The organism is Streptomyces sp. 8K308 (assembly GCF_004348315.1).
In the GTDB taxonomy this organism is placed as follows: domain Bacteria; phylum Actinomycetota; class Actinomycetes; order Streptomycetales; family Streptomycetaceae; genus Streptomyces.
Map to the genome: position 1 here is coordinate 20,709 of NZ_SMKC01000009.1, position 22,787 is coordinate 43,495.

The window sequence follows — 22,787 nt, forward strand, 5'->3', positions numbered from 1 at the left end:
TCGAACGGTCACGCCGGCGTGCGGAGGGGATCAGGGCGCGCGACGCCCCTCGAAGGGGGCGGAGTGGAGAGCGCGGACAGCCACCGGACGCCGGTGGCTAGGCTCTGTCGGACTCGGGGGCGGCGGGCTCAGGGCTGCGCATGATCGCCGACTGTAGGGAGCGCGGCGACCGCCTGTCCAGTCGTTTTCCTTCGGCCGGTTCCTTCGGCCAGTGAGAGACTGACCGACGTGCACATCCGCATCCTCGGGCCGCTTCAGGTCACTTCGGCGCAGGGCGAGGCCGTCGGCGTCGGCGGCGCGCGGCTGCGGGCGTTGCTGATCAGGCTGGCGCTGGACGCCGGGGCGCGGGTGAGCGGCGAGGCGCTGGCCGACGCGCTGTGGGGAGACCGGGGGGACGCGGCGCCCGGCGACCAGGCCAACGCGCTGCAGTCCCTCGTTTCCCGGCTGCGCCGGGTGCTGCCCGAGCCGGGGCTCGTCGTCTCGGAGCCCGGCGGATACCGGCTCACCGTGGAGCCGGAGAGGGTGGACGCGGCCAGGTTCGAGCGGCTTGCCGACGCGGGCCGGCGCGCGCTCGGCCGTGGCGAGTCGGCCGCGGCGGTCGGGGCACTGCGCGAGGCGCTGGCGCTGTGGCGGGGGCCCGCGCTGGCCGACGCGGGGGACGCGCCCTACGCGGCGGCGGCCGCTGCCCGGCTCGCCGAGCTGCGCGACGCCGCCGTCGAGGACCTGGCCGAGGCCGAGTTGACCGCCGGGCGGCCGGGGGCCGTGCTGGCCGACCTCGAGGCGCTGGTCGCCGAGCACCCGCTGCGGGAGCGGCCGCGGGCGCTGCTGATGCGGGCCCGCTACGCGGCCGGCCGGCAGGCCGAGGCGTTGGCCGGCTACGAGGAGTACCGGGCGCTGCTGGCCGAGGAGTTGGGCACCGACCCGGCGCCCGAACTGCGCGAGCTGCACCTGTCGGTGCTGCGCGCCGATCCGGCGCTCGCGCCGGAGCCCCGGCCGCCGGCCGGGAACCTGCGGGCCGCCCTCACCAGCTTCGTCGGCCGGGAGGAGGAGCTGCGTCTGGTCGGCAAGCGGCTCGCCGAGGCCAGGCTCGTGACGCTGGTCGGCCCCGGCGGCGCCGGCAAGACGCGGCTGGCCACCACGGCGGCGGCCGAGCAGGCGAGCGACTTCCCCGGCGGCGTCTGGCTGGTCGAGCTGGCCTCGGTCGGCAAGCCGGACGACGTGCCAAGGGCCGCGCTCGACGCGCTGGGCGGGCACGCGCAGGGCATCCTCGAACGCCGCCCGCCGGCCACCCCGCGGGACGCGCTCGACCTGCTCGTCGACGCGCTGTCCGGCGCCCGGGCGCTGCTGGTGCTCGACAACTGCGAACACCTGGTGGACGCGGCGGCCCGGCTCGCCGACCAGCTGCTCGGCCGCTGCCCCGAGCTGCGGGTGCTCGCCACCAGCCGGGAGCCGCTCGGCGTCTTCGGCGAGGCGCTGTCCCCCGTGCCGCCGCTGCGGCTGCCGCCGCCGGGCGCGCGGGCCGCCGAGGCCGCGGCCTCCCCCGCCGTGCGGCTGCTGGCGGACCGGGCCGCCGCCGTGCGGCCCGGCTTCGCGGTGCACGACGGCAACGTCGCGGCGGTGCGTGAGATCTGCCGCCGGCTCGACGGGCTGCCGCTGGCCATCGAGCTGGCCGCGGCCCGGCTGCGCGCCCTCGACCCGGAGCACCTGGCGTCCCGCCTCGACGACCGGTTCCGGCTGCTGACCGGCGGCAGCCGCACCGCGCTACCCCGCCACCAGACGCTGCGCGCCGTCGTCGCCTGGAGCTGGGAGCTGCTGCCGGAGGCGGAGCGGCGGCTCGCCGAGCGGCTGGCCGTGTTCGCCGGCGGGGTCACGGCGGAGAGCGCCGAGGGGGTCTGCGGGCTGCCGGCCGGCGAGGCGCTGGAGGCGCTGACCTCGCTCGCCGACAAGTCGCTGCTCCAACTCGCGGAAGGGGGCGGAGAGTCGGGTCCCAGGTTCCGGATGTTGGAGACCTTGCGCGAGTTCGGCGGCGAACGTCTTGCCGCGGCCGGGCTGACCCGCGAGATGCGGGACGCGCACGCCGCGTACTTCCTGCGGCTGGCCGAGACCGCCGAGCCGCACCTGCGCGGGCCGGCCCAACTCATCTGGCTGGCCACGCTGAACGTCGAGCGGGACAACCTGCTGGCCGCCCTGCACCACGCGGTGGCCGTGCGGGACGCGGACACCGCCGTCCGTCTCGTCGCGGCGCTCGGCCTGTACTGGACGATGCGCGGCCACCACGCGGAGGCCGCCCACTGGTTGCGGCTCGCGCTCGCCGTACCGGGCGAGTCCCCGTGGGTGGCACGCACCGTGGCCCGCGGCCTGTTCGTGCTCAACGCCGGGGCGACCGGTCGCCCGAACGAGGCCCGGCCGGAGGCCGAGCGGCTGCGCGCCGAGCTGGCGCGCCCCGACGTGGACGCGGGGTTGCTGCCCCTGATCGGGGCGTTGCAGCCGGCACTCGCGATGTTCGACGACCGCACCGTGGACGGGCTACGGCTCTCCGCGGCGGCGCTCGACCACCCGGACCCGTGGACCCGGGCGATGCTGCGGCTGCTGCGGGCCGCGATCCGGGAGAACGACGGCGATCCCGGCGGAGTCTGGGAGGAGTTGGGTCCTGCGGTGGCCGGTTTCCGGGAGGCCGGGGACCGCTGGGGACTCGGGATGGCGCTGACCACGCTGGGCGAGCTGCGCCGCCAGCGCGGCGAACTGGACGAGGCGCGCGCCGCGTTGACCGAGGCGCTGCGGCTGATGAGCGAGCTGCGCGCCGAGTCCGACATCCACCAGCTGCGTGCGCTGCTGGCCGTCGTCCGGGCCGAGCAGGGCGAACTCGACAGCGTCCGCCAGGAGTTGATGGCGCTCGCCGAGGAGGCGGACCGGCGCGGCGCCGGCTACCGGGTGGGGCACCTGCGGCTCGCCCTCGGCGATCTGGCCCGTCGGGCGGGCGACACTGCCGAGGCCAGGAAGCACTTCGAGACAGCGATGCGGCACGTCAACCGCCGCACCTTCGTCCAGCCCCAGCTGAGCGCGCTGGTGCGGGCCGGCCTGGCCATGGTCGCCATGGCCGAGAACGACCCGGGCGCCGCCGGCGCCCTCCTCCGCCCGGCACTTGAGGAGGCGATCACGGCCTGGGACATGCCGGTGGCGGCCAGGGTCGGTGTCGCCGTGGCCCGGCTGTGCGAGGAGCGGGGCGAACCCGCCCTGGCCGCTGAGACGTTGGGCGCGGCGGAGGCGCTGCGCGGCATGCCAGAACTGGGCAGCCGGGACGCCACCACGCTCGCCGTCCGCCTGCCGGCCGCGCTCGGCGCCGAGTCGTACGCCGCCGCGCTCGGACGGGGCAGGGGCCTCGACCGCGACGCCGCCATCAACGTGCTGCGCGCCGCGGCGGCGGGGCGGGACGGCGAACTACGTCGTGCGGCGGTAGGCCCGGACGGCGAGCGGGAAGAACACCGCGAACAGGCCGGCCGACCACAGCAGGGTGCTGGTGACGGGGCCGGCGACCGGTCCTGACGTCAGCAGTCCGCGGGCCGCCTCCATCACGTCCGTCACCGGGTTGACCTTGACCCACCACTGGAGCCAGCCGGGCAGGGTCTCGGTGGGCGTGATCATGTTGGTGCCGAAGGTGAGCGGGAACATGGCGAGGAACATGATCCCCTGCACGCTGCCCGGCTCCCTCGCGGTCACCCCGAGCAGCACCGAGACCCAGATCAGCGAGAACGCGAACACCATCACCAGCAGGCAGCCCGCGAGTGCGGACAGCGGGTCAGTGCCGATCCGGAAGCCGAGCGCGTAGCCGAAGCCGAGCAGCACCACGACGCAGACCACGAACCTGACCATGTCGCCGAGCACCGCGCCCAACAGCGGCGCCGAGCGCGCGATGGGCAGGCTGCGGAAGCGGTCGAAGACGCCCTTCTTGATGTCCGCGTTGAGGTTGACCCCGGTGGGCACCGAGGCGAAGACCACCGTCTGCACCATGATCGCGGGCAGCAGGAACGTCAGGTACTCACTGGTCGACCCGGAGACGGCGCCACCCAGCAGGTACACGAACATCACGACGAAGATGATCGGCTGCATCGTCACGTCGACCAGCTGCTCGGGGGTGCGGAGCATCTTGACCAGGCTGCGCCGGCCCAGGGTCAGGCTGTGCGAGAGGAGGCGGGTGCTCATGCGACCACCTCCTTCGAGGCCTTCGAGTCCATCGCGGCCTTCGCGGCCTGGCGGCCGGCGCCGGGCCGGTCGCCGGTGAGGGCGTGGAAGACCTCGTCCAGGCTGGGCAGCCGCAGCGACAGCTCGGTGACGACGATGCCGCGCTCGGCGAGCCCGGCCACCAGGGGCCGCAACGTGGCGTCGCCGTCGACCGGGACGCTGAGCACCCCCCGGCCAGGCGAGTCGGGGCGCTGCCCCGCGATCCGTTCGAGCAGCTCGGCCACCTCCGGCAGCCGGTCCTCGTCGAGCGGCCGCACCTGGAGGGTCTGGTCGCCGACCACGGCCTTGAGCTCGTGCGGGGTGCCGTGCGCGATGACCGCGCCCCGGTCGATCACGGCGATCTCGTCCGCGAGCGCGTCGGCCTCCTCCAGGTACTGGGTGGTCAGCAGCACCGTGGCGCCCTCTGCCACCTGCTCCCGCACCAGCCCCCAGACGTCGTCCCGTTTGGCCGGGTCGAGCCCGGTGGTGGGCTCGTCCAGGTACACCACCTCGGGCCTGGCCACCAGGCTGGCGGCCAGGTCGAGGCGGCGGCGCATGCCGCCCGAGTAGGTGCCGGCGCGGCGCCCGGCCGCGTCGGCGAGGTCGAACCGGTCCAGCAGCTCGGCCGCCCTCGTCCTGGCCTCGGCCCGGGACAGGTCGAGCAGCCGCCCGATCATCACCAGGTTCTCGGTGCCGGTCAGGTCCTCGTCCACCGACGCGTACTGGCCGGTGAGACCGATCCGCCGACGCACCTCCTCGGCCTGCCGCACCACGTCGAACCCGGCCACCTCCGCCCGGCCCGCGTCGGGCCGCAGCAGCGTCGCCAGGATCCGCACCGCGGTCGTCTTGCCCGCGCCGTTGGGGCCGAGCACCCCGAGCACGGTGCCCGGCCTGGCGGCCAGGTCCACCCCGTTCAGCGCGGTGGTGTCGCCGAAGCGCTTGACCAGGCCCTGGGCCTGGAAGGCGTAGCGCATGGGGACTCCTCTCACGTCGTCTCGTCGTTCACTGACGACGCCAGGCTCCCGGGGCGCCCTGTCAGCCGGCGCACAGCGGGCTGACAGGGACCGGCTCGGTCTGACAGGTCACGGGCGACACGTCATGGGCGGCAGGTCACGTCGCGCGCCGGCAGCCTGCCGCTGGCCAGGTAGGCGTTGGCCCGCCCGTCCACGCAGGCGTCGCCGTACTCGCCGAACAGGCCGTGCTGGGCGGCGCCCTCCACGGTGACCAGCCGGGACGAGGGCCACTCGGCACGCACCCGCACGGTCCCCTCGTACACCGTGCGCGGGTCGCCGGTGGCGGCCACGAGCAGCGCCGGCACGTCGCCGGGCAGCGCGGTCGGCGCCTCGGCCGGGCGGCCCCAGAACTCGCAGGGGTTGACGTTGCTCGCCAGCGGACCGGCGAACGGATGGGCCGCCCGGGTCGCCTCGATGTCCCGCCAGTACGAGCCGACCCCGCGCCGCTCCGCGACGTCCCCGCAGAGGATCGCCATCTGCACGCTCGCCTGCGGCGAGCCGGCCCCGGTGGTGAGCCACGCCAGCTCCTCGGCCAGTTCGGGGGTGGGCTCGACCCGCTCCCCTTCGGCGGCACGCGCCAGCACGGCGGCCGACTCGGCGAGCGCGGCCCGCCGCGCGTCGAGGTCGCTGCCGAGGCCGCCGAAGAAGACGAGGCAGCAGGTGCGCGTCGAGGCGGAACCCCCGGATGCGCAGCGGCTCCTCGGCCGCGGCGTCGTGGACGCGGTCCACGGTGGCGAGCACCGCCTCCCGGCTGGCGCCGAGCCCTTAGGTGGCGTGCCGCTCGGCGGCCCACGCGGCCCAGCCGCGCAACGCGCTCTCGTTGGCGGCCTCGGCGCCCTGGAGCAACGTCTGCCGGTAGCGGTCGGGCCGGACGTCGGGCCGGCCCGGAGGGCCGCCGGCGCCGGCGGCCCGGTGGCGCCCCTGCTGTCGAAGCCCGTTCGGCCAGGAAACCGCCGGCCAAGCCCGTGCGGTCAGAACACCGCCTCGGTCTCGTCCATCCGGTCCTGCGGGACCCGCTTCAGTTCCATCGTCGCGTTGGCCAGCGGGGTCATCACGATCTCGGTGCCGCGCAGCGCCGTCATCATGCCGAACTCGCCGCGGTGCGCGGCCTCGACCGCGTGCCAGCCGAAGCGCGTGGCCAGGACACGGTCGTACGCGGTGGGCGTGCCGCCGCGCTGGACGTGGCCGAGGATGACCGGGCGGGCCTCCGTGCCGAGCCGGTTCTCCAACTCGGCGGCCAGCCGGTTGCCGATGCCGGCGAACCGCTCGTGGCCGTAGGGGTCGATCTCGCCGCGCTCGTACGGCATGGAGCCCTCGGCGGGGCGGGCGCCCTCGGCGACGCAGATCACCGCGAACTTCTTGCCGCGCGCGAACCGGTCCTCGACCATCTTGCACAGGTCGTCGACCTGGAACGGCCGCTCCGGGATGCAGATGCCGTGCGCGCCGCCGGCCATGCCGGCCTCCAGCGCGATCCAGCCGGCGTGTCGGCCCATGACCTCGACCACCATCACCCGCTGGTGCGACTCGGCGGTGGTCTTCAGCCGGTCGATCGCCTCGGTGGCCACGCCGACCGCCGTGTCGAAGCCGAAGGTGCGGTCGGTGGCCGAGATGTCGTTGTCGATGGTCTTGGGGACGCCCACCACCGGGATCCCGGCGTCCGCCAGCATCCGGGCGGCGGTCAGCGTGCCCTCGCCGCCGATCGGGATCAGCGCGTCGAGGCTGAGCTTGCGGCGGAACGCCTCCGCGTTGTCACAGGCCTCGCGCAGCCGCGCGCGCTCGAGCCGGCTGGAGCCGAGGATGGTGCCGCCACGGGCCAGGATGCCGCTGACCGAATCGATGTCGAGCTCCCGGTAGCGGCCCTCGAGGAGGCCCTTGAAGCCGTCCTCGAAGCCGATCACCGAGTCCCCGCGGTCCACCACGGCGCGATGCACGACCGACCTGATCACGGCGTTGAGGCCGGGGCAGTCACCGCCCGCGGTCAGTACTCCGATACGCATGATGGTGCGTTCTCCTGCTCGGTTTGACATGGGTACGTGGCCCGACGGCATCGGGACGACTCGGGCAGCGCCAGGGGCGCAATACGGACGATGGGAATTCTTTCACGGGCCCGGAACCTCTCCTACCGTGCTCGCCTACCCGGCGCGCGCCCTCTCCCCACCCCCGGGTACGGTCGGGATGAAGGCCCACGCGGGCATGCTGCCCGCACCTTGAGCGACGGCGCCAGAGGGGGACCATACAAAGCGACAGGGACGGGTGCTGTGACGCGCAGCGTGTACGTGACCGGCATCGGTCGGGGAGATGGCCGACAGGTGATCGAGCTCGGCATCATGGAGATGCTGACCCGACAGGTGGACCGCGTCGGGATCTTCCGGCCCCTCGACCACGAGGCGCCCGACCCGGTGTTCGGCCTGCTGAAGGGCCGCTACCGGCTCTCCCAGACGGCCGAGCACGCGCGCGGCATGACGTACCCCGAGGCCGCCGCGCTCCAGGCCGAGCTGGGCACCGACGAGCTGGTCACCCGGCTGGTGGACCGCTTCCACGAGGTCGCCCGCGACTACGAGGTGGTGCTCGTCCTCGGCAGCGACTACGCCGACACGCAGCTCCCCGCCGAGCTGGCGCTCAACGCCCGCCTCGCCAACGAGTGCGGCGCTCCCGTGCTGCCGGTGGTCGCCGGCACCGGGCAGAGCGCCGAGTCGATCGTCGCCGACGTCCGCAACGCCCACCACGCCTTCGCCTCGCTCGGCTGCGACGTGCTGGCCATGATCGCCAACCGGGTGCGGGACGACGAGGCGGTGCGCGCCGCCCGCGACCTGGGCGCCGGCCAGCTGCCGGTCCCCGTCTACGTGCTGCCCGAGGACCCGGCGCTCTCGGCGCCCACGGTGGCCCAGGTGGCCGCCGCGCTCGGCGCCGAGACGCTGCGCGGCGACCCGACCGGGCTCGCCAGGGACGTGCGGGGCTTCGTCTTCGGCGGCGCGATGCTGCCGACCTTCCTGGCCGCGCTCAGCGAGGGCTGTCTGGTGCTGACGCCGGGGGACCGCGAGGACCTGGTCGTCGGCGCGCTGGCCGCGCACTCGGCCGGGTCGCCGCGCATCGCGGGGCTTCTGCTCACCCTGGGCGAGCGCCCCGGCGCGCGCACGATGGCGCTTGCCGAGCGGCTCGCGCCCGGCATCCCGGTGCTCTCGGTTCCCGACGACTCGTTCTCCACGGCCACCGCGCTCTCGGGCCTCGAGGGGAAGCTGACGGCCGCCACGCCGCGCAAGGCGGAGATCGCGCTCGGCCTGTTCGAGTCGCGGGTGGACACGGCCGCCCTCACCAGCCGCCTCTCGGTGGCCAGGAGCGACAGGGTCACGCCGATGATGTTCGAGCACGAACTGATCGAGCGGTCCCGCGCCGACCGCAGGCACGTGGTGCTGCCGGAGGGCACCGAGGAGCGGGTGCTGCGCGCGGCCGAGGTGCTGCTGCGCCGCAACGTGTGCGACCTGACGTTGCTCGGCCCGGGGGCCGCGGTGCGCAAGGCGGTCGCCGACCTCGGCCTCGACCTGCGGCTGCTCGACGCGGGCGAGGCGGCGGACGGCGGCGCCCCGATGCCCAGCGTCCGCGTCGTCGACCCCGAGACCTCCCCGCTGCGTGAACGGTTCGCCGAGCGCTACGCCGCGCTGCGCGCCCACCGCGGCGTCGGCTACGAGCTGGCGTACGACGTGGTGGCCGACGTGTCCTACTTCGGCACGCTGATGGTCGAGGAGGGACTGGCCGACGGCATGGTGTCGGGCGCCGCGCACTCGACGGCGGCGACCATCCGTCCGGCGTTCGAGGTGATCAAGACAAGGCCCGGCGCCTCGATCGTCTCCTCGGTGTTCTTCATGTGCCTGGCCGACCGGGTGCTGGTCTACGGCGACTGCGCGGTCAACCCGGACCCGGACGCGGCCCAGCTCGCCGACATAGCCATCCAGTCGGCGGTCACCGCGGCCGGCTTCGGCGTCGAGCCCCGGGTCGCGATGCTGTCGTACTCGACCGGCACCTCAGGCTCGGGGGCCGACGTCGACAAGGTGCGGGAGGCCACCGGGATCGTCCGGCGGCTGCGGCCCGACCTGCTGGTGGAGGGTCCGATCCAGTACGACGCGGCCGTCGAGCCCACGGTGGCGGCGGCGAAGCTACCGGGATCGCCGGTGGCCGGCAAGGCCACGGTGCTGGTCTTCCCCGACCTCAACACCGGCAACAACACGTACAAGGCGGTGCAGCGCTCGGCGGGCGCGGTGGCCGTGGGCCCCGTGCTCCAGGGGCTGCGCAAGCCGGTGAACGACCTGTCGCGCGGCGCGCTGGTGCAGGACATCGTCAACACCGTGGCAATCACCGCCATCCAGGCCCAGCAGGCGCGCACCGACAAGAAGGACAAGGCGGCCTCGATGAAGGAAGGCGGCGCGGCATGACAGGGCCGACCCGGGTGCTGGTGCTCAACTCAGGATCCTCCTCGGTGAAGTACCAACTGCTCGACATGCGCGACGAGTCCCGGCTCGCCGTCGGCCTCGTCGAGCGGATCGGCGAGCGCGTCGGCCGGCTCGCGCACACGCCGTCCGGCGGCCCCCGCCGCGAGCGCGAGCTGCCGGTGCCCGACCACGGCGCGGCGCTGCGGCTCGCGGCCGAGGAGCTGGCGGCCGACGGGCACGGCGTCGACTCGCCCGAGCTCGCGGCGATCGGCCACCGGGTGGTGCACGGCGGCCAGTCGTTCACCGCGCCGACGGTGGTGGACGACACGGTGCTGGCGGAGATCGAGCGCCTCGTGCCGCTCGCCCCGCTGCACAACCCGGCCAACCTGGCGGGCATCCGCACCGCGCGCTCGCTCAACCCGGACGTCCCACAGGTGGCCGTGTTCGACACCGCGTTCCACACCACCATGCCGGAGCACGCGGCCCGTTACGCCATCGACGTGGCGACCGCCGACCGGCACCTGATCCGCCGCTACGGATTCCACGGCACCTCGCACGCCTACGTGTCGCGCCGCACGGCAGCGTTGCTCGGCCGGGACCCGTCCGAGGTCAACGTGATCGTGCTGCACCTGGGCAACGGCGCCTCGGCCTCGGCGGTCGCCGGCGGCCGCTGCGTCGACACCTCGATGGGCCTGACGCCGCTTGAGGGCCTGGTGATGGGCACCCGCTCGGGCGACGTGGACCCGGCGGTGGTGTTCCACCTGGCGCGGGTGGCCGGGATGCCGGTGGCGGAGATCGACGTGCTGCTCAACAAGCGGTCGGGGCTGCAAGGGCTCTGCGGCGACAACGACATGCGGGAGATCTCGCGCCGGATCGCGGCCGGCGACCCGGCGGCGCGGCTGGCGTTCGACGTCTACGCCTACCGGCTGCGGAAGTACCTGGGCTCGTACGTCGCGGTGCTCGGCCGGGTGGACGCCGTCGCGTTTACGGCGGGCGTGGGCGAGAACTCGGCCGAGGTGCGGGCGGCGGCCGTCGCGGGGCTTTCCGGACTGGGAATCGAAATCGACGAGCGGCTGAACTCGGCGCGAGCCGGGGGGCCGAGGCTCATCTCCCCGGAGTACGCTCGGGTCGCGGTCGCCGTGGTGCCCACGGACGAGGAACTGGAGATCGCCACCCAGGCTTTCGCCCTGCTCGGCACCGGCCAGACACCACATTATTCCGGCACGGAACAAAACGAGTAGGATCGCCAGCATGCGCCGTTCCAAAATCGTCTGCACCCTGGGCCCAGCCGTCGACTCCTTCGAGAAGCTGAAGGCGCTGATCGACGCAGGCATGAACGTGGCCCGGTTCAACTTCAGCCACGGCTCGCACGAGGAGCACGAGGAGCGGTACCACCGGGTCCGCAAGGCGAGCGAGGAGACCGGCGTCGCGGTGGGCGTGCTGGCGGACCTTCAGGGCCCCAAGATCCGTCTCGAGACCTTCGCCAACGGGCCGGTCGAGCTGCGGCGCGGCGACGAGTTCACCATCACCACCGACGACGTGCCGGGCGACCGCACCATCTGCGGCACCACCTACAAGGGTCTGCCGGGTGACGTCGCCAAGGGCGAGACGATCCTCATCAACGACGGCAACGTCTCGCTCCAGGTCACCGAGGTGGACGGGCCGCGGGTCAGGACCATCGTGATCGAGGGCGGCGTGATCTCCGATCACAAGGGGATCAACCTGCCCGGTGTCGCGGTCAACGTGCCGGCGCTCTCCGAGAAGGACGTCGAGGACCTGGAGTTCGCGCTCCGCATGGGCGCCGACATGGTGGCGCTGTCCTTCGTGCGCAACGCGGAGGACGTGCGGGACGTGCACCGCGTGATGGACCGCGTGGGCCGCCGGGTGCCGGTGATCGCCAAGGTCGAGAAGCCGCAGGCGGTCGACAACATGGAGGAGGTCGTCCTGGCCTTCGACGGCGTGATGGTGGCCCGCGGCGACCTGGCGGTCGAGTACCCGCTGGAGAAGGTCCCGATGGTGCAGAAGCGGCTGATCGAGATGTGCCGCCGCAACGCCAAGCCGGTGATCGTGGCGACCCAGATGATGGAGTCGATGATCACCAACTCCCGCCCCACCCGCGCCGAGGCCTCCGACGTCGCCAACGCCATCCTGGACGGCGCGGACGCGGTGATGCTGTCGGCCGAGTCCTCGGTCGGCCGCTACCCGGTCGAGACGGTCAAGACCATGTCCAAGATCGTGGTCGCCGCCGAGACCGAGCTGCTCTCCCGCGGCCTCCAGCCGCTGGTGTCGGGCAAGAAGCCCCGCACTCAGGGTGGTTCGGTGGCCCGCGCGGCCACCGAGATCGCCGACTTCCTGGACGCCAAGGCGCTGGTCGCGTTCACCAAGTCCGGCGACACCGCCCGCCGCCTCTCGCGCTACCGCGCTCCCCAGCCGATCCTGGCCTTCACCTCGGAGCCGGCCACCCGCAACCAGCTCACCCTGAGCTGGGGCGTCGAGACGACCGTGGTGCCGCACGTCAACCACACGGACGAGATGGTGGAGCTCTGCGACGCCGAGCTGTCCCGCCTCAACCGGTACGAGCCGGGCGACACGATGATCATCACCGCCGGCTCCCCGCCCGGTGTCCCCGGCACCACCAACATGGTCCGCGTCCACCACATCGGCAACCAGCAGGGCGTCTGAGTCCCCCAGGTTCTCCTGGTAACGCGTGCGGGGCGGCCGATGGCCGCCCCGCGTCACGCAATCCGGATCAACCCACCGTGGTGGGGCCGTCGTTGGTCATGTAGCTCGTCATCCCCCGCATCGTGAGCGTCCCGCCGAACTGGCCGGCCTGGGTGACGAAGACATCGGTGAAGTAGGCGATCGGCAGGTCGAGCGGCGGCTGGTGCTCCGGGTCGAAGACCACCGGGATGACGCCGAAGAGATTGCCCTCGAGCCGCTCGGTGTACATCGTCACCGTGCCGCCCCTGAACGTCGAGTTGGAGCCCGGCTCCGTCCCGATGTGGTAGCGCACACCGTCCGGGGCGTCCACGATCTGGTGCAGGTCGCCGATGTCGATCTTCTCGGCGGTGAACTTCAGCACCTGCTTGACGGTGCCGTTGGCCGTGGTGACGTTGACGACGCCGTGGTAGTCGAGGCCGCGCAGCGTGAGGGAGGTGGCGTCCAGGTACCAGGGCTCGTCCGGCAGCACCAGCGCCGTCTGCTCGTCGGTGCCGGGCACGCTGAGTTCCTCGGGGCAGGGGAAGGGCAGCCGGCCCTGCTCGTCCGGCGCGAGCGGGTCGACCGTCTCGACCTCGACGGGCTCCCCTTCCTCGGCCTCGGCGTCTTCCTCCTCCTCGGCAGGCTCGGTCTCGGCCTCCGGCGTCTCCTCGGCGCTCGGCTCCTCCGTCTCCTCCGGCTCCTCTGCCTCGGCTGGCGGCTGGACGGCCTCCGGCTCGGACTCCTCGGGCTCTTGCGGCTCCTCAGGCTGTTGCGGCTCCTCCGACTCCTCCGGGTCCTCGGGATCCACCGGATCCTCGGGCTGCTCGTCCCGGCCCGGGGTAAGGATGTCGCCGATGGTGTCGCCCAGGTCCTCCAGGCTCTCGCCAAGCCCCAGCGGGTCCCAGGGGTTCGGCTCCTCCCCTTCGGCCGGCTCCTCTTCCCCGGCCTCGGCCCCGGTCTCGGTCTCCCCCTCGACAGGCTCGGTCTCGGCCTCCGGCTCCGGCTCCGACTGATCGGCCGCGGCGTCCCCTGTCGGCTCGGTCGTCGGCTCCTCGGCCGGTTCCTCCTCGGGCTCCGCGGGTTCCTCCGTCTCCTCAGGGGCCGGTTCCTCGGTCTCCTCCTCGGCCGGCTCCTCCGGCTCCTCCGGCTCCTCCGCCGGCGTCTCGTCCGACATCTCGACGCAGGGGCCGTCCTGGAACGGGTTCTCCGGCTGCTGCTCGGCCCTGGCGGCCAGCGGGGAGCCGAAGCCCACGCCCATCAACGCGGCGGTCGGCATGGCCGCCAGGGCGATGGCCTTCCCCACCGGCATCTGGAGACGTCGCAGCAGGGGTCTGCGCGGCGCGGCGTGCCGTGATCCCTCGTCGTCCGAGGTGGTTATCTCTTCACTCGGCACCTTCGTTCCCCTTCCCCGGACTTTTCCCCCGCTCCGGTGCGGTTCCCTCGAAGGCCTCCAGCGCGCTGCCCGTCCCCCGGACATGGGCCGGCGGCTCCCCATCCGCCGCCGCGGCGTCCCGAGCCGCGGCCGGCCGCGCTTCGCCCGGCATCCAGGCGATGCTCATGGCCCCGCCGATCATGCTGAACAGGAAACCCATCAGGAAGCCACCGAAGTTGGAGACCACCAGGGAGACCAGAGCCAGCAGGATCGCGGCGACGCCCGCGAATATCCGCACATGCGGTTGGAACCATATGGTCAGCCCCAGCACGACCAGCAGAACGCCGATGACCAGAGATCCGGCACCGGCCGTGGTGGCCATCCGAATGGTGAGCTGACCGAATGTCAGGTGGGCATACGGGAAGTAGGCGATGGGCAGTCCTCCTATGAGGACGAAGAGCCCGGCCCAGAACGGGCGCCGCCACCGGAAGTGCCGGAACGCGACGCGCCCCCGGGCGAACAGAGAGATTCTGGGCATTTCCTCGATCTTGGTGCTCACGGCACGTACTCCCCTGGTGGCGCGTTCAGTGGCGGGATGCACGATACGGCGGTGCGCCCTGGGGCAGAGAGGCGCGTCTCCGCTCCCTGCCCCAGGCGTGGTTCAGGCCGTCAGAAGCACTCCTCGTCCGAGCCCCGGTGCAGGCTCAGACTCAGGTCGGTCAGCCGGAAGGTGCCGGCGGACGTGGCCCAGGCGACCTGCTCGACATCCCAGAGCTGCGCCCTTTCCGACTGCTGCCCGAACGAGTTGGGATCCACGTCCGGGGTGTTCGGGTCGGGCCCACGCGTCATCTCGCCCACCGCCACACCGATGTCGATGTTCGAGAAGACCGCCTGGGCGTTGAGCTGTTCCAGGTCGATGAAGAGGTTCTCCGCCGTCACCGGGTTGTCGGGGTCCGTTCCGGCGGTGATCCGCACGGTGACATCGCCGATCGGCGTGGGGATGACCACCGACTGGCAGAGGTCTTCGATGGTGGCGGAATCGAACGCCGAGACGGCGACGGGCCTGGAAGAACCGCTGCCACTCGGCGAGACGATCGTGCCGTACTGGTTGAAGCCGCGCCCGTCAAGGTAGTCGACACGCACCTTGAACTCCTGGCCGGACACGGAGAACGAAGCGGCCAACGCGCCCTGCGCGAGGGCGAGACCTATGGCAGCGGTTGCGGCCACGCTCGGCACCATGACGAGGCCGAACCGCCGCCATCTGGTGCCGCCGCGAGCCTCTGACTCCATGACTTTCCTCCTTCTCGGACGAACTACTCCACGGACTCCGAAAAGCCGTGGCCTGCCAAGCCGTCCGGGGCCCTGGAGAGGAGAAGCACGTATCCCCGGGCTTGCACCCCGGCGACAGCCACTGACCGTCGATTGGACGCGGCTGACAGCGAAACAGGTCCCTCCGGCCCGTTCGGATCGGCGGGAACCCCCCTGCTCCGAGGCCGATGCGTGGCGTCATCGGCTGGGCCGATCGTGGTGCATCTCACGTCGCGGCACAAGGGGTTCGTTACTTGCGGGTAATAACGATGTGGCAAATAGATGGTGATCATGTGCCGACAGGCGGACCATCGCGGCCGAGCGAAAGCCGCAGACCGTCCACCAACCGGACACAACTCCCGGGTAACCCCCTGCCCTTGTGACCGAATGTGACGGCGGCCGCGATTGCCAAGTTTTGGCAAAGAGCGGCCGCCTTGGGGTGTAGAAGAGGCGAACCGTTCAGAAGAGCACGCGGGAGAGCGCCCCGCGCGCGGCCACGACCCGGGGGTCGTCGGGGCCGACCACCTCGAACAGTTCGAGCAGGCGCACCCGCGCCGTCTCCCGGTCGTCCCCCGCCGTGCGCTGCACGGTGGACACCAACCGGCTGAAGGCGTCCTCCACATGGCCGCCGACGAGGTCCAGGTCGGCGCAGGCGAGCTGCGCGTCGACGTCGCTCGGGTTGTCGGCCGCGGCCTTGCGGACCTTCGCCGCGTCGGCGCCCTGCACCCGCTGGAGCAACCGCGCCTGCCCAAGGCCCAGTTTGGCCTCCAGGTTGGCCGGCTCGTCGGAGAGCACGTTCTCGTAGGCCTGGATCGCGCCGCCCAGGTCCCCGGCGTCGAGCGCGGCGTGCGCCGCGGCCAGCGTCGGGTTGGCCGGCGGCTGCGGCGGCCCGGCCTGCTGCTGGCGCGCCGCGGCCGCCTGCTCCGGGTCGACCGGGGTGCCGACGATCCCGAACCGCTGCTCGGCCGCCTCGATCAGCTGGTCAAGCACCTGGCGCACCTGCGGCTCGGGGGCCGCGCCCTGGAAGAGCGGCAGGGCCTGCCCGGCGATCACCGCGAACACCGCGGGGATCCCCTGGACGCCGAACTGCTGGAAGAGCATCTGGTTGGCGTCGACGTCGATCTTGGCGAGCACGAAGCGGCCGGCGTACTCCTCGGCCAACCGCTCCAGGATCGGGCTGAGCTGCTTGCACGGCTGGCACCACTCGGCCCAGAAGTCGATGACGACCGGCACCTCGGCGCTGCGCTGCAGCACCTCCTGCTCGAACCCGGCCTCGTCGACGTCGACGACCAGTTGCACGGCGGCAGCCGCCTGCTGCCCGCCCGGTTGGGCCGCCCGCTGGGCCCGGGCCTGCTCGGCCTTCTGCTTGGCCTCGGCGGCCGCCTTCACCGCGGAGAGGTCAACGGCTCCGCTCATGGACATGTTGCGTGGCTGCATGGCACCAGTCTCCCCCCTTCCGGAACCGATCCGACACGCACCCGCCACGCGGTCGCGTCTCGGAGCGGATGATTGGTCGGATAGGCCGGGTGGTGGCGGTCGGCGACGACGCGAGGCGGCCGCCCTGGCAGAGCTGCCAGGGCGGCCGCCTCTTCATACGCGTCAATGGCGTTGGCCGCCGCCGAGGTGGCCCGGTCAGCCGCCGCGTAGCTGACGTGTGCGGCATCCCATGCGGTGGATGCGTGCGACCGGGAACGTTCCGCGGCTGCTGTGGCTCGGGTCGCCGCGGCGCGGGCCGCAGTCGCCTCGGCCCCCGCCTGGTCAGCTGCCGCTCTGGCCGACGTGGCCGCTTCGGTCGCCTCATCGGCTTGGACCTGAGCCTCATCGGCCGCCGCACGAGCCTCGGCAGCATTTTCCGTGCCCTCGGTCGCCGCGACGGCTGCCCGCATCGCGGCCAAGCGGGCCACTGCCTCATCCCGATCTCGCTCGGCCCGGACGGCATCGTCCCGGGCCTGACGAGCTCGGGCCTCGGCGTTTTCGGCGCCACGCCGCTGCGCTGCAGCCCGAAGCCCGGCGTCGGCGGCCTGATGAGCGGCAGCTCTCGCTACTGCATGCTCATCCTGCGCTCGGCCCAACGCCTCGGCAGCCCCGGCACGGCGATCGGCCGCCTCAGCGCGAGCTGCGGCAGCCTCATCGCGCGCCGCCTCGGCTGCCTCCCGCTCGACGCGCGCGGTATTCGCGGCCTCCCGCGCCTCCGCCTCGGCGGCCACGGCCGTGGCCTCACCAGTCTCGGCCTCGCCCGCCGCCTGTTCGGCACGCTCGGCGTGTTCGGCGGCGGCTTGGGCCGCAGCCCGCGCCTGATCCGCCGCTTCCTCGGCCGCGGCGCGCCGAAACTCGGTCTGTACGGCGTGCGCCCGGGTCTGGGCCAGGGACAGCAGCGTCGCGCTGTTCGCCGCGCTGGCCTGCGCGGCGCTTCGCGCCGTCTCTGCCGCGTACGCCGCCGCGTTGGCTGCCGCCGCAGACGCGGCCGGCTTCCTGGTCAACGACCCGGCCCACCATTCCGCGCGCGTCGCGCGCCAGGGCGCCGATCTTCGGCCCTTCCCTCTCAGCCACGGGACCGCCTCCGTTCGGCGGCGGCCCGGTGACGACCGGGCGCGGGCAGCAGGACATCGAGCAACCGCACCGCCAGGCGGTCGATCCCCTTCCGCACGTTGACGCTCCTCCACAGCGTTGACCACGCCCCCGCATCGCGCTGTCAGCGGCTGCGGGGTCCCCTGTTCGGGGGTCTCCCATAGAACTCCGCACAGGGAGTGGGTGGAGGGGCCAGACCGGGGGCCAGGGAGAGGCCAGGGCTGATACGGCAGAGGGGGCCGGATGGGGACCCGACGCCAGGAATTCGGTGCGTACCTCGCGCAGCTCCGTCGAGCGAGCAGAAGAAGTCAACGACAGCTCGCCGAACGGCTGTGCGCGCTGTCCGGAGTTCCATCCTGACCCGCAACGAGATCTCCCGCTGGGAGCGTGGCGAACGCATTCCGGATTCCTGGCTGCCGTTCCTTGCGCGGGCACTCGACGTACCACTGGGGGTCTTGGAGCAAGCGGCCACACGGGCACGCGGTGAGCCTGACACGGCGACCCACGAGGATGTCGGCATTGCCAACGCAGGGTGGATCGCGGCGCCAGGACTGCCGCCCGAGGATCCGCACGTCGACCGGGCCGCGATGGACTCTTTCGCATGGCGGACCGCCAGCTTGGCAGCGGCCATCTCTATAACGCAGTGACCCACTACCTCGCCGCGACCATGGGGCCGAAGATTTTCGGCTCGCGGGCCGTGCCCGGCATGAACGAGACTTTCCTCGCGGCAGCGGCCCTCACCGAGATGGCTGGCTGGATGGCACATGACCCGGGCGGGACGACCGGGCTCAGCGACATTTCGAGCATGCCCTGCCGCTTGCCCGAGCCGGATCGGACAGCGCGCTCACCGCTCATATCCTGGCCAGCATGAGCCATCTCGCGTTGCAACTGGGCCAGCCGGGACAGGCCGCGAGGCTTGCGCGAGCCGGACGGAGCGAGACCGCCGCCGGGGCGTTCGTTCCCACGCTCATCGCGCGGCTGCACGCGATGGAAGCGCGAGCTCTGGCGCGGGCCGGTGAGGAGGCCGCCGCCGGTCGGGCCATCGAAGCGGCGGAGAAGTCCCTGAGCCAGGACGCCGAGGAGCCCCCGTCCGTCTGGATCAGCCACTTCGATGAGGCCTCTCTCGCCAGCGAGGCGACTCTGTGCCTGCGCGATCTCGGACGACATCCCGCGGCTGCCGAGCAGGCCGAACGGGCCGTGCGGCTCCGCGGCGGAGACCGGGCGCGCAGCCGGGTGTTCGGTCAGATTTCGCAGGCGGTCATCCACGCGGAGATGGGTGAGCTGGAGTCGGCGTGCGAGGTCGGCGACCAGCTCCTCGACTCCTGTCGCGTGTTGGGCTCGCTGCGGATCACCCAGCAGCTCGACGAGCTGGCGGGGACCTTGCGACCTTTCGCATCGGAACGGCGGGTGGCTCGGCTCCTCGACGCGCTTGGTGAGGTCAAGCGTCAGAGGAGTCTGCTGCTGGCCGGAATCCCGTCGTCCGATCCCGGAGGGCCCTCCTCATGACGACTTCCCCGCAGCCAGGAACCGGCGCATGGGACGCCTACCTCGCCGAGGGCAACGCCAAGCAGGCCCGCAAGCGCGTCGCGGCTGATGTGATCCTGCGTGACGTCACAGGCAGGGTGCTCCTCGTCAATCCCACCTACAAGGAGGGCTGGGACCTCCCCGGCGGCATGGTCGAGGCGAACGAGTCGCCACTCGACGGTGCCAGACGCGAGTTGTGGGAAGAACTGGGCATCCGGCCGCGACTCAGGGGCATCCTGACCGTGGACTGGGACCCGGCGCACGGACCGTGGGACGACCAGCTCGTGCTGATCTTCGACGGCGGGGAGCTGGCCCCCGAGGAGGCGGCAGGCCTCGCTCCCCACGATGAGGAGTTGTCCGCCTGCGCGTTCTTTCCTCCAGAGGAAGCGATAGCGGCGCTACGCCCCCGCATCCGGCGCCGGGTGGCCCAGGCACTCGAAGCCTTGCGGGCGAAAGAGGCCCGCTACCTCGAGTCGGGGCGCCAACCCTGGTGACCCGCTGGCGCTACGCCGCGCGCGCCGCCGCGGTCGTGCCGGTGCCGCCGGGCACGGACCGCAGTGCGTCGTACCAGGCGGCGGCCATCTTGTCGGAGCCGGCGCGGTTCACCATGGACCACTCCGCAGGACACTACGAGGCAACGCCGTGTGGAGTCAGCGTGCTCCTGGCCAGCGTCACGTTCCCCGGTCACCCGCTCACCGACGATGTGTCGACCTTCCAACCCCGCCACGAGCAACCGGACGACCCGCGCCGCGTGGCCCGGGCGTAGAGGGGCGGGGTTGGCGACGTGTGTCCGACAGTGCGACGTAGGGCCCCTTTTCCTGGCGGTTTCGCGGGCCGAACGTCGCACTCCACACCCGTACCGGACGCGGGCACCGCGCGCCGCGGCAGAGGCGACGCGACTCGCTCCCCCTGGGCGGTCGGCGGACGAGGCCCGCGTCTCGACTCGGGGCGCCAACGCTGGTGACCCGCTTGGCGCTACGCCGTGCGCGCCGCCGCGGTCGTGCCGGTGCTGCCGGGGACGGAGCGGAGGGCGTTGTACCAGGCGGCGGCCATCTTGTTGTAGCCGGTGGCGTTGGGGTGGACGCCGTCGGCGATGTCGGCGTTGGTCAACGCGGCGTACATGTCGACGAGGCGGACCCTGCGGCCCGCGTTGACCTGGTTCCGGACGATGCCGGGGATGGTCGCGTTGAAGGAGCGGACGGCCGGGTCGAAGGCGGGGAGCGGGGTGATGGTGGCCAGGAAGAGCCAGGACTGCGGGAGCTGGGTGGTGATGCGGTTGACGAGGGTGGCGAGCCGGTTGGGCGCGCCGGCCGGGTCGGGGCCGTAGATGTCGTTGGTGCCGATGTGCAGCAGGATCGTCTGGGGCGAGTAGGTGCTGAGCCAGCGCGAGACGTTGGCGTCGATCTGGGCGATCGTCCAGCCGGAGTGGCCCTCGTGGTCGCGGTCGCCGAGGCTGCTCGGGCCGTTGGACATCGAGCCGACGAAGTCCACGGTGGTGCCGCCGGCCACCAGCCTGTCCCACAGGCCGATGCGGTAGCCGCCGGGCACGTTGAAGCCGTCGGTGATCGAGTCGCCGAGCGGCATGACCCGGACTCCGGCGGCGGCCGCCGGCTGGGCGGCGGCGTGGGCGGTGGTGGCGCCGATCGCGGTGGGGGCGACGGCCAGGGCGAACGCGCCGGCGAGTAACTGCCTCCTGCTTGCCATGTGGGGGTTCCCTTCGTGGGGACGGCGGCGGCTTGGGAGCGCTCCCAGAATGGGGCCGCCGAAACCCGCGCGCAATATCTCGCGCGCGGGCTCGTCGGAAACCGAAGCGGAAACCGCGTCGGAAACCGTCAGAAGCCGGCCGGCTCCACGTAGACGCCCCACTCCGCGCGCAGCGCGTCGCAGATCTCGCCCAGGGTGGCCTCCGCGCGGACGGCGGCCAGCATGGGCTCGATCATGTTGCGGTCGCTCCTGGCCGCGTCCACCAACGCCGCGAGGCCGGCGCGCACGGCGGCGTCGTCGCGGGCGGCGCGGCGTGCGGCGAGGACGCGGACCTGTTCGCGCTCCACCTCGTGGCTGACCCGCAGGATCTCCAGGTCGCCGGTGACGGAGCCGGTGTGGCAGTTGACGCCGACGACCTTCTTCTCACCCTTCTCCAGGGCCTGTTGATAGCGGAAGGCGGCCTCGGCGGTGAGGCCCGTGAACCAGCCCTCCTCGATGCCGCGCAGCAGCCCCGAGGTGATGGGCCCGATCGGGTGCCGGCCGTCGGGCACGGCGCGGGCGCCGAGCTCCCTGATCCGCTCGAAGATCTTCTCGGCGTCGGCCTCGATCCGGTCGGTCAGCTGCTCGACGTACCAGGCGCCGCCGAGCGGGTCGGCGACGTTGGCGACGCCGGTCTCCTCCATCAGCACCTGCTGGGTGCGCAGCGCGATCTCGGCGGCCTGCTCGCTCGGCAGGGCCAGGGTCTCGTCCAGCGCGTTGGTGTGCAGCGAGTTGGTGCCGCCGAGGATGGCGGAGAGGGCCTCGACGGCGGTGCGCACCACGTTGTTGTAGGGCTGCTGCGCGGTGAGCGAGACGCCGGCGGTCTGGGTGTGGAAGCGCAGCCACTGGGCGCGCTCGCTGGTGGCGCCGTAGACGTCGCGCATCCAGCGGGCCCAGATCCGGCGTGCCGCGCGGAACTTGGCGATCTCCTCGAAGAAGTCGAGGTGCGCGTCGAAGAAGAACGAGAGCCCGGGCGCGAAGGTGTTGACGTCCAGGCCTCGGGAGAGGCCGAGTTCGACGTAGCCGAAGCCGTCGGCGAGGGTGAAGGCGAGCTCCTGGGCGGCCGTGGATCCGGCCTCGCGGATGTGGTAGCCGGAGACGGAGAGCGGCTTGTAGGCCGGGATGTGCTGGACGCAGTACTCCATGAGGTCGCCGATGAGCCGCAGGTGGGGCTCGGGCTCGAAGAGCCACTCCTTCTGGGCGATGTACTCCTTGAAGATGTCGGTCTGGAGGGTGCCGTTGAGCACTGACGGGTCCACGCCCTGGCGCTCGGCGGCGACCAGGTACATGCAGAAGAGGGGGACGGCCGGGCCGCTGATCGTCATGGAGGTGGTGACCTCGCCCAGCGGGATGCCGCCGAAGAGTATGTCCATGTCGGCGGCCGAGTCGATGGCGACGCCGCAGTGGCCGACCTCGCCGAGCGAGCGGGGGTCGTCGGAGTCCCGGCCCATCAGGGTGGGCATGTCGAAGGCGACGGAGAGCCCGCCGCCGCCGTTGGCCAGGATGGTGCGGTAGCGCTCGTTCGTCTGCGCCGCGTTGCCGAAGCCGGCGAACTGGCGGATGGTCCACGCGCGGCCCCGGTAGCCGGAGGCGTACAGACCGCGCGTGAAGGGGAACTCGCCGGGCCAGCCGATGCGCTCGAAGCCCTGGTAGGTGTCGCCGGGCCGAGGACCGTAGACGGGCTCAACGGTGTCCCCGGAGAGCGTGGTGAAGTCGGCGTCCCGGATCCGGGACGCGTCAAAGCGGGCCTGCCAGCGTGCGCGACCCGCCGCGATGGCGTCAGCGTCCATGGAACCAATTTACTTGGACGTCCAAGCACATGTCGAACACAGAGCCTGTCTTCTGGATCTTCGTGGATCAGCGAGCGGCGGATGGCGCCCGGCTGGCAAGGCGCCGGATCGCAGCTCGTACTCGGCC

General features: G+C 72.6%; 18 protein-coding genes. 7 read left to right on the forward strand and 11 right to left on the reverse strand.

Annotated features, from left to right (window positions below; all coding sequences use genetic code 11):
- Positions 1-228 precede the first annotated feature (228 nt).
- Positions 229-3,543 (forward strand): BTAD domain-containing putative transcriptional regulator, encoded by a 3,315-nt coding sequence (locus E1265_RS02930; RefSeq protein ID WP_132928604.1) that lies wholly within the window; start codon positions 229-231, stop codon positions 3,541-3,543.
- Here E1265_RS02930 and E1265_RS02935 read toward each other — a convergent pair.
- The 4 genes from E1265_RS02935 to E1265_RS02950 form a co-directional block, all read right to left on the reverse strand.
- Positions 3,439-4,200, reverse strand: a complete 762-nt coding sequence (locus E1265_RS02935) for an ABC transporter permease (protein WP_132928605.1) — start codon at positions 4,198-4,200, stop codon at positions 3,439-3,441. The genes E1265_RS02930 and E1265_RS02935 overlap by 105 nt on opposite strands.
- Positions 4,197-5,192 (reverse strand): ATP-binding cassette domain-containing protein, encoded by a 996-nt coding sequence (locus tag E1265_RS02940; RefSeq protein ID WP_132928606.1) that lies wholly within the window; start codon positions 5,190-5,192, stop codon positions 4,197-4,199. The genes E1265_RS02935 and E1265_RS02940 overlap by 4 nt, the downstream gene beginning before the upstream one ends.
- A gap of 122 nt (positions 5,193-5,314) precedes the next feature.
- Positions 5,315-5,815 carry an alpha/beta hydrolase gene (locus E1265_RS02945; RefSeq protein ID WP_132928607.1) on the reverse strand — a complete coding sequence of 167 codons (501 nt, stop codon included), beginning with the start codon at positions 5,813-5,815 and terminating at the stop codon, positions 5,315-5,317.
- A gap of 387 nt (positions 5,816-6,202) precedes the next feature.
- Positions 6,203-7,228 (reverse strand): ATP-dependent 6-phosphofructokinase, encoded by a 1,026-nt coding sequence (locus E1265_RS02950; protein WP_132928608.1) that lies wholly within the window; start codon positions 7,226-7,228, stop codon positions 6,203-6,205.
- Positions 7,229-7,489: 261 nt separating this feature from the next.
- Here E1265_RS02950 and pta point away from each other — a divergent pair, with 261 nt between their 5' ends.
- From pta to pyk, 3 genes are read left to right on the forward strand one after another with little or no spacing between them, the layout of a single operon-like run.
- Complete coding sequence (pta, locus tag E1265_RS02955) at positions 7,490-9,658, forward strand: phosphate acetyltransferase (RefSeq protein ID WP_132928609.1); 2,169 nt, start codon at positions 7,490-7,492, stop codon at positions 9,656-9,658.
- Positions 9,655-10,896 carry an acetate kinase gene (locus E1265_RS02960; RefSeq protein ID WP_132928610.1) on the forward strand — a complete coding sequence of 414 codons (1,242 nt, stop codon included), beginning with the start codon at positions 9,655-9,657 and terminating at the stop codon, positions 10,894-10,896. Before pta ends, E1265_RS02960 begins: the two co-directional genes overlap by 4 nt.
- A 10-nt stretch (positions 10,897-10,906) precedes the next feature.
- Complete coding sequence (gene pyk / locus E1265_RS02965) at positions 10,907-12,337, forward strand: pyruvate kinase (RefSeq protein ID WP_132928611.1); 1,431 nt, start codon at positions 10,907-10,909, stop codon at positions 12,335-12,337.
- 67 nt (positions 12,338-12,404) lie between these two features.
- Here the strand turns inward: pyk and E1265_RS02970 are convergent, their stop codons facing one another.
- The 5 genes from E1265_RS02970 to E1265_RS02990 form a co-directional block, all read right to left on the reverse strand.
- Entirely contained in the window at positions 12,405-13,748 is a 1,344-nt protein-coding gene (locus tag E1265_RS02970; protein WP_132928612.1) for a hypothetical protein, read from the reverse strand.
- Positions 13,738-14,265: a DUF6114 domain-containing protein gene (locus E1265_RS02975; RefSeq protein WP_132928635.1), complete on the reverse strand. Its 528-nt coding sequence runs from the start codon at positions 14,263-14,265 to the stop codon at positions 13,738-13,740. Before E1265_RS02975 ends, E1265_RS02970 begins: the two co-directional genes overlap by 11 nt.
- A 131-nt stretch (positions 14,266-14,396) precedes the next feature.
- Complete coding sequence (locus E1265_RS02980; RefSeq protein WP_132928613.1) at positions 14,397-15,017, reverse strand: DUF6230 family protein; 621 nt, start codon at positions 15,015-15,017, stop codon at positions 14,397-14,399.
- 477 nt (positions 15,018-15,494) lie between these two features.
- Positions 15,495-16,472: a tetratricopeptide repeat protein gene (locus E1265_RS02985; RefSeq protein WP_132928614.1), complete on the reverse strand. Its 978-nt coding sequence runs from the start codon at positions 16,470-16,472 to the stop codon at positions 15,495-15,497.
- The gene (locus E1265_RS02990; RefSeq protein ID WP_132928615.1) at positions 16,448-17,515 is read right to left on the reverse strand and encodes a hypothetical protein; all 1,068 of its coding nucleotides are present in this window, start codon (positions 17,513-17,515) and stop codon (positions 16,448-16,450) included. The genes E1265_RS02985 and E1265_RS02990 overlap by 25 nt, the downstream gene beginning before the upstream one ends.
- Before the next feature lie 689 nt (positions 17,516-18,204).
- Between E1265_RS02990 and E1265_RS36775 the strand changes: the two genes are divergently transcribed.
- The 3 genes from E1265_RS36775 to E1265_RS03005 are packed head-to-tail and all read left to right on the forward strand — an operon-like array spanning position 18,205 to position 19,621.
- Positions 18,205-18,474, forward strand: a complete 270-nt coding sequence (locus E1265_RS36775) for a hypothetical protein (protein ID WP_165953628.1) — start codon at positions 18,205-18,207, stop codon at positions 18,472-18,474.
- The gene (locus E1265_RS03000) at positions 18,471-19,109 is read left to right on the forward strand and encodes a hypothetical protein (protein ID WP_132928616.1); all 639 of its coding nucleotides are present in this window, start codon (positions 18,471-18,473) and stop codon (positions 19,107-19,109) included. Before E1265_RS36775 ends, E1265_RS03000 begins: the two co-directional genes overlap by 4 nt.
- Positions 19,106-19,621 carry an NUDIX hydrolase gene (locus E1265_RS03005; RefSeq protein WP_132928617.1) on the forward strand — a complete coding sequence of 172 codons (516 nt, stop codon included), beginning with the start codon at positions 19,106-19,108 and terminating at the stop codon, positions 19,619-19,621. Before E1265_RS03000 ends, E1265_RS03005 begins: the two co-directional genes overlap by 4 nt.
- A gap of 481 nt (positions 19,622-20,102) precedes the next feature.
- Here the strand turns inward: E1265_RS03005 and E1265_RS03010 are convergent, their stop codons facing one another.
- Entirely contained in the window at positions 20,103-20,831 is a 729-nt protein-coding gene (locus E1265_RS03010; RefSeq protein WP_132928618.1) for an SGNH/GDSL hydrolase family protein, read from the reverse strand.
- 128 nt (positions 20,832-20,959) lie between these two features.
- The gene (locus E1265_RS03015) at positions 20,960-22,660 is read right to left on the reverse strand and encodes a methylmalonyl-CoA mutase family protein (RefSeq protein WP_132928619.1); all 1,701 of its coding nucleotides are present in this window, start codon (positions 22,658-22,660) and stop codon (positions 20,960-20,962) included.
- Positions 22,661-22,787: the final 127 nt, after the last annotated feature.

Bases quoted from the DNA above. Each gene is read 5' to 3' on its own strand.
- E1265_RS02950 (WP_132928608.1), bottom strand. From the start codon at position 7,228: ATGCGTATCGGAGTACTGACCGCGGGCGGTGACTGCCCCGGCCTCAAC.
- E1265_RS02960 (WP_132928610.1), top strand. From the start codon at position 9,655: ATGACAGGGCCGACCCGGGTGCTGGTGCTCAACTCAGGATCCTCCTCG.
- pyk (WP_132928611.1), top strand. From the start codon at position 10,907: ATGCGCCGTTCCAAAATCGTCTGCACCCTGGGCCCAGCCGTCGACTCC.
- E1265_RS02985 (WP_132928614.1), bottom strand. From the start codon at position 16,472: ATGCAGCCACGCAACATGTCCATGAGCGGAGCCGTTGACCTCTCCGCG.
- E1265_RS03005 (WP_132928617.1), top strand. From the start codon at position 19,106: ATGACGACTTCCCCGCAGCCAGGAACCGGCGCATGGGACGCCTACCTC.
- E1265_RS02980 (WP_132928613.1), bottom strand. From the start codon at position 15,017: ATGGAGTCAGAGGCTCGCGGCGGCACCAGATGGCGGCGGTTCGGCCTC.
- E1265_RS02940 (WP_132928606.1), bottom strand. From the start codon at position 5,192: ATGCGCTACGCCTTCCAGGCCCAGGGCCTGGTCAAGCGCTTCGGCGAC.
- E1265_RS03010 (WP_132928618.1), bottom strand. From the start codon at position 20,831: ATGGCAAGCAGGAGGCAGTTACTCGCCGGCGCGTTCGCCCTGGCCGTC.
- E1265_RS36775 (WP_165953628.1), top strand. From the start codon at position 18,205: ATGGCGGACCGCCAGCTTGGCAGCGGCCATCTCTATAACGCAGTGACC.
- E1265_RS02935 (WP_132928605.1), bottom strand. From the start codon at position 4,200: ATGAGCACCCGCCTCCTCTCGCACAGCCTGACCCTGGGCCGGCGCAGC.
- E1265_RS03015 (WP_132928619.1), bottom strand. From the start codon at position 22,660: ATGGACGCTGACGCCATCGCGGCGGGTCGCGCACGCTGGCAGGCCCGC.
- E1265_RS03000 (WP_132928616.1), top strand. From the start codon at position 18,471: ATGAGCCATCTCGCGTTGCAACTGGGCCAGCCGGGACAGGCCGCGAGG.
- E1265_RS02975 (WP_132928635.1), bottom strand. From the start codon at position 14,265: ATGCCCAGAATCTCTCTGTTCGCCCGGGGGCGCGTCGCGTTCCGGCAC.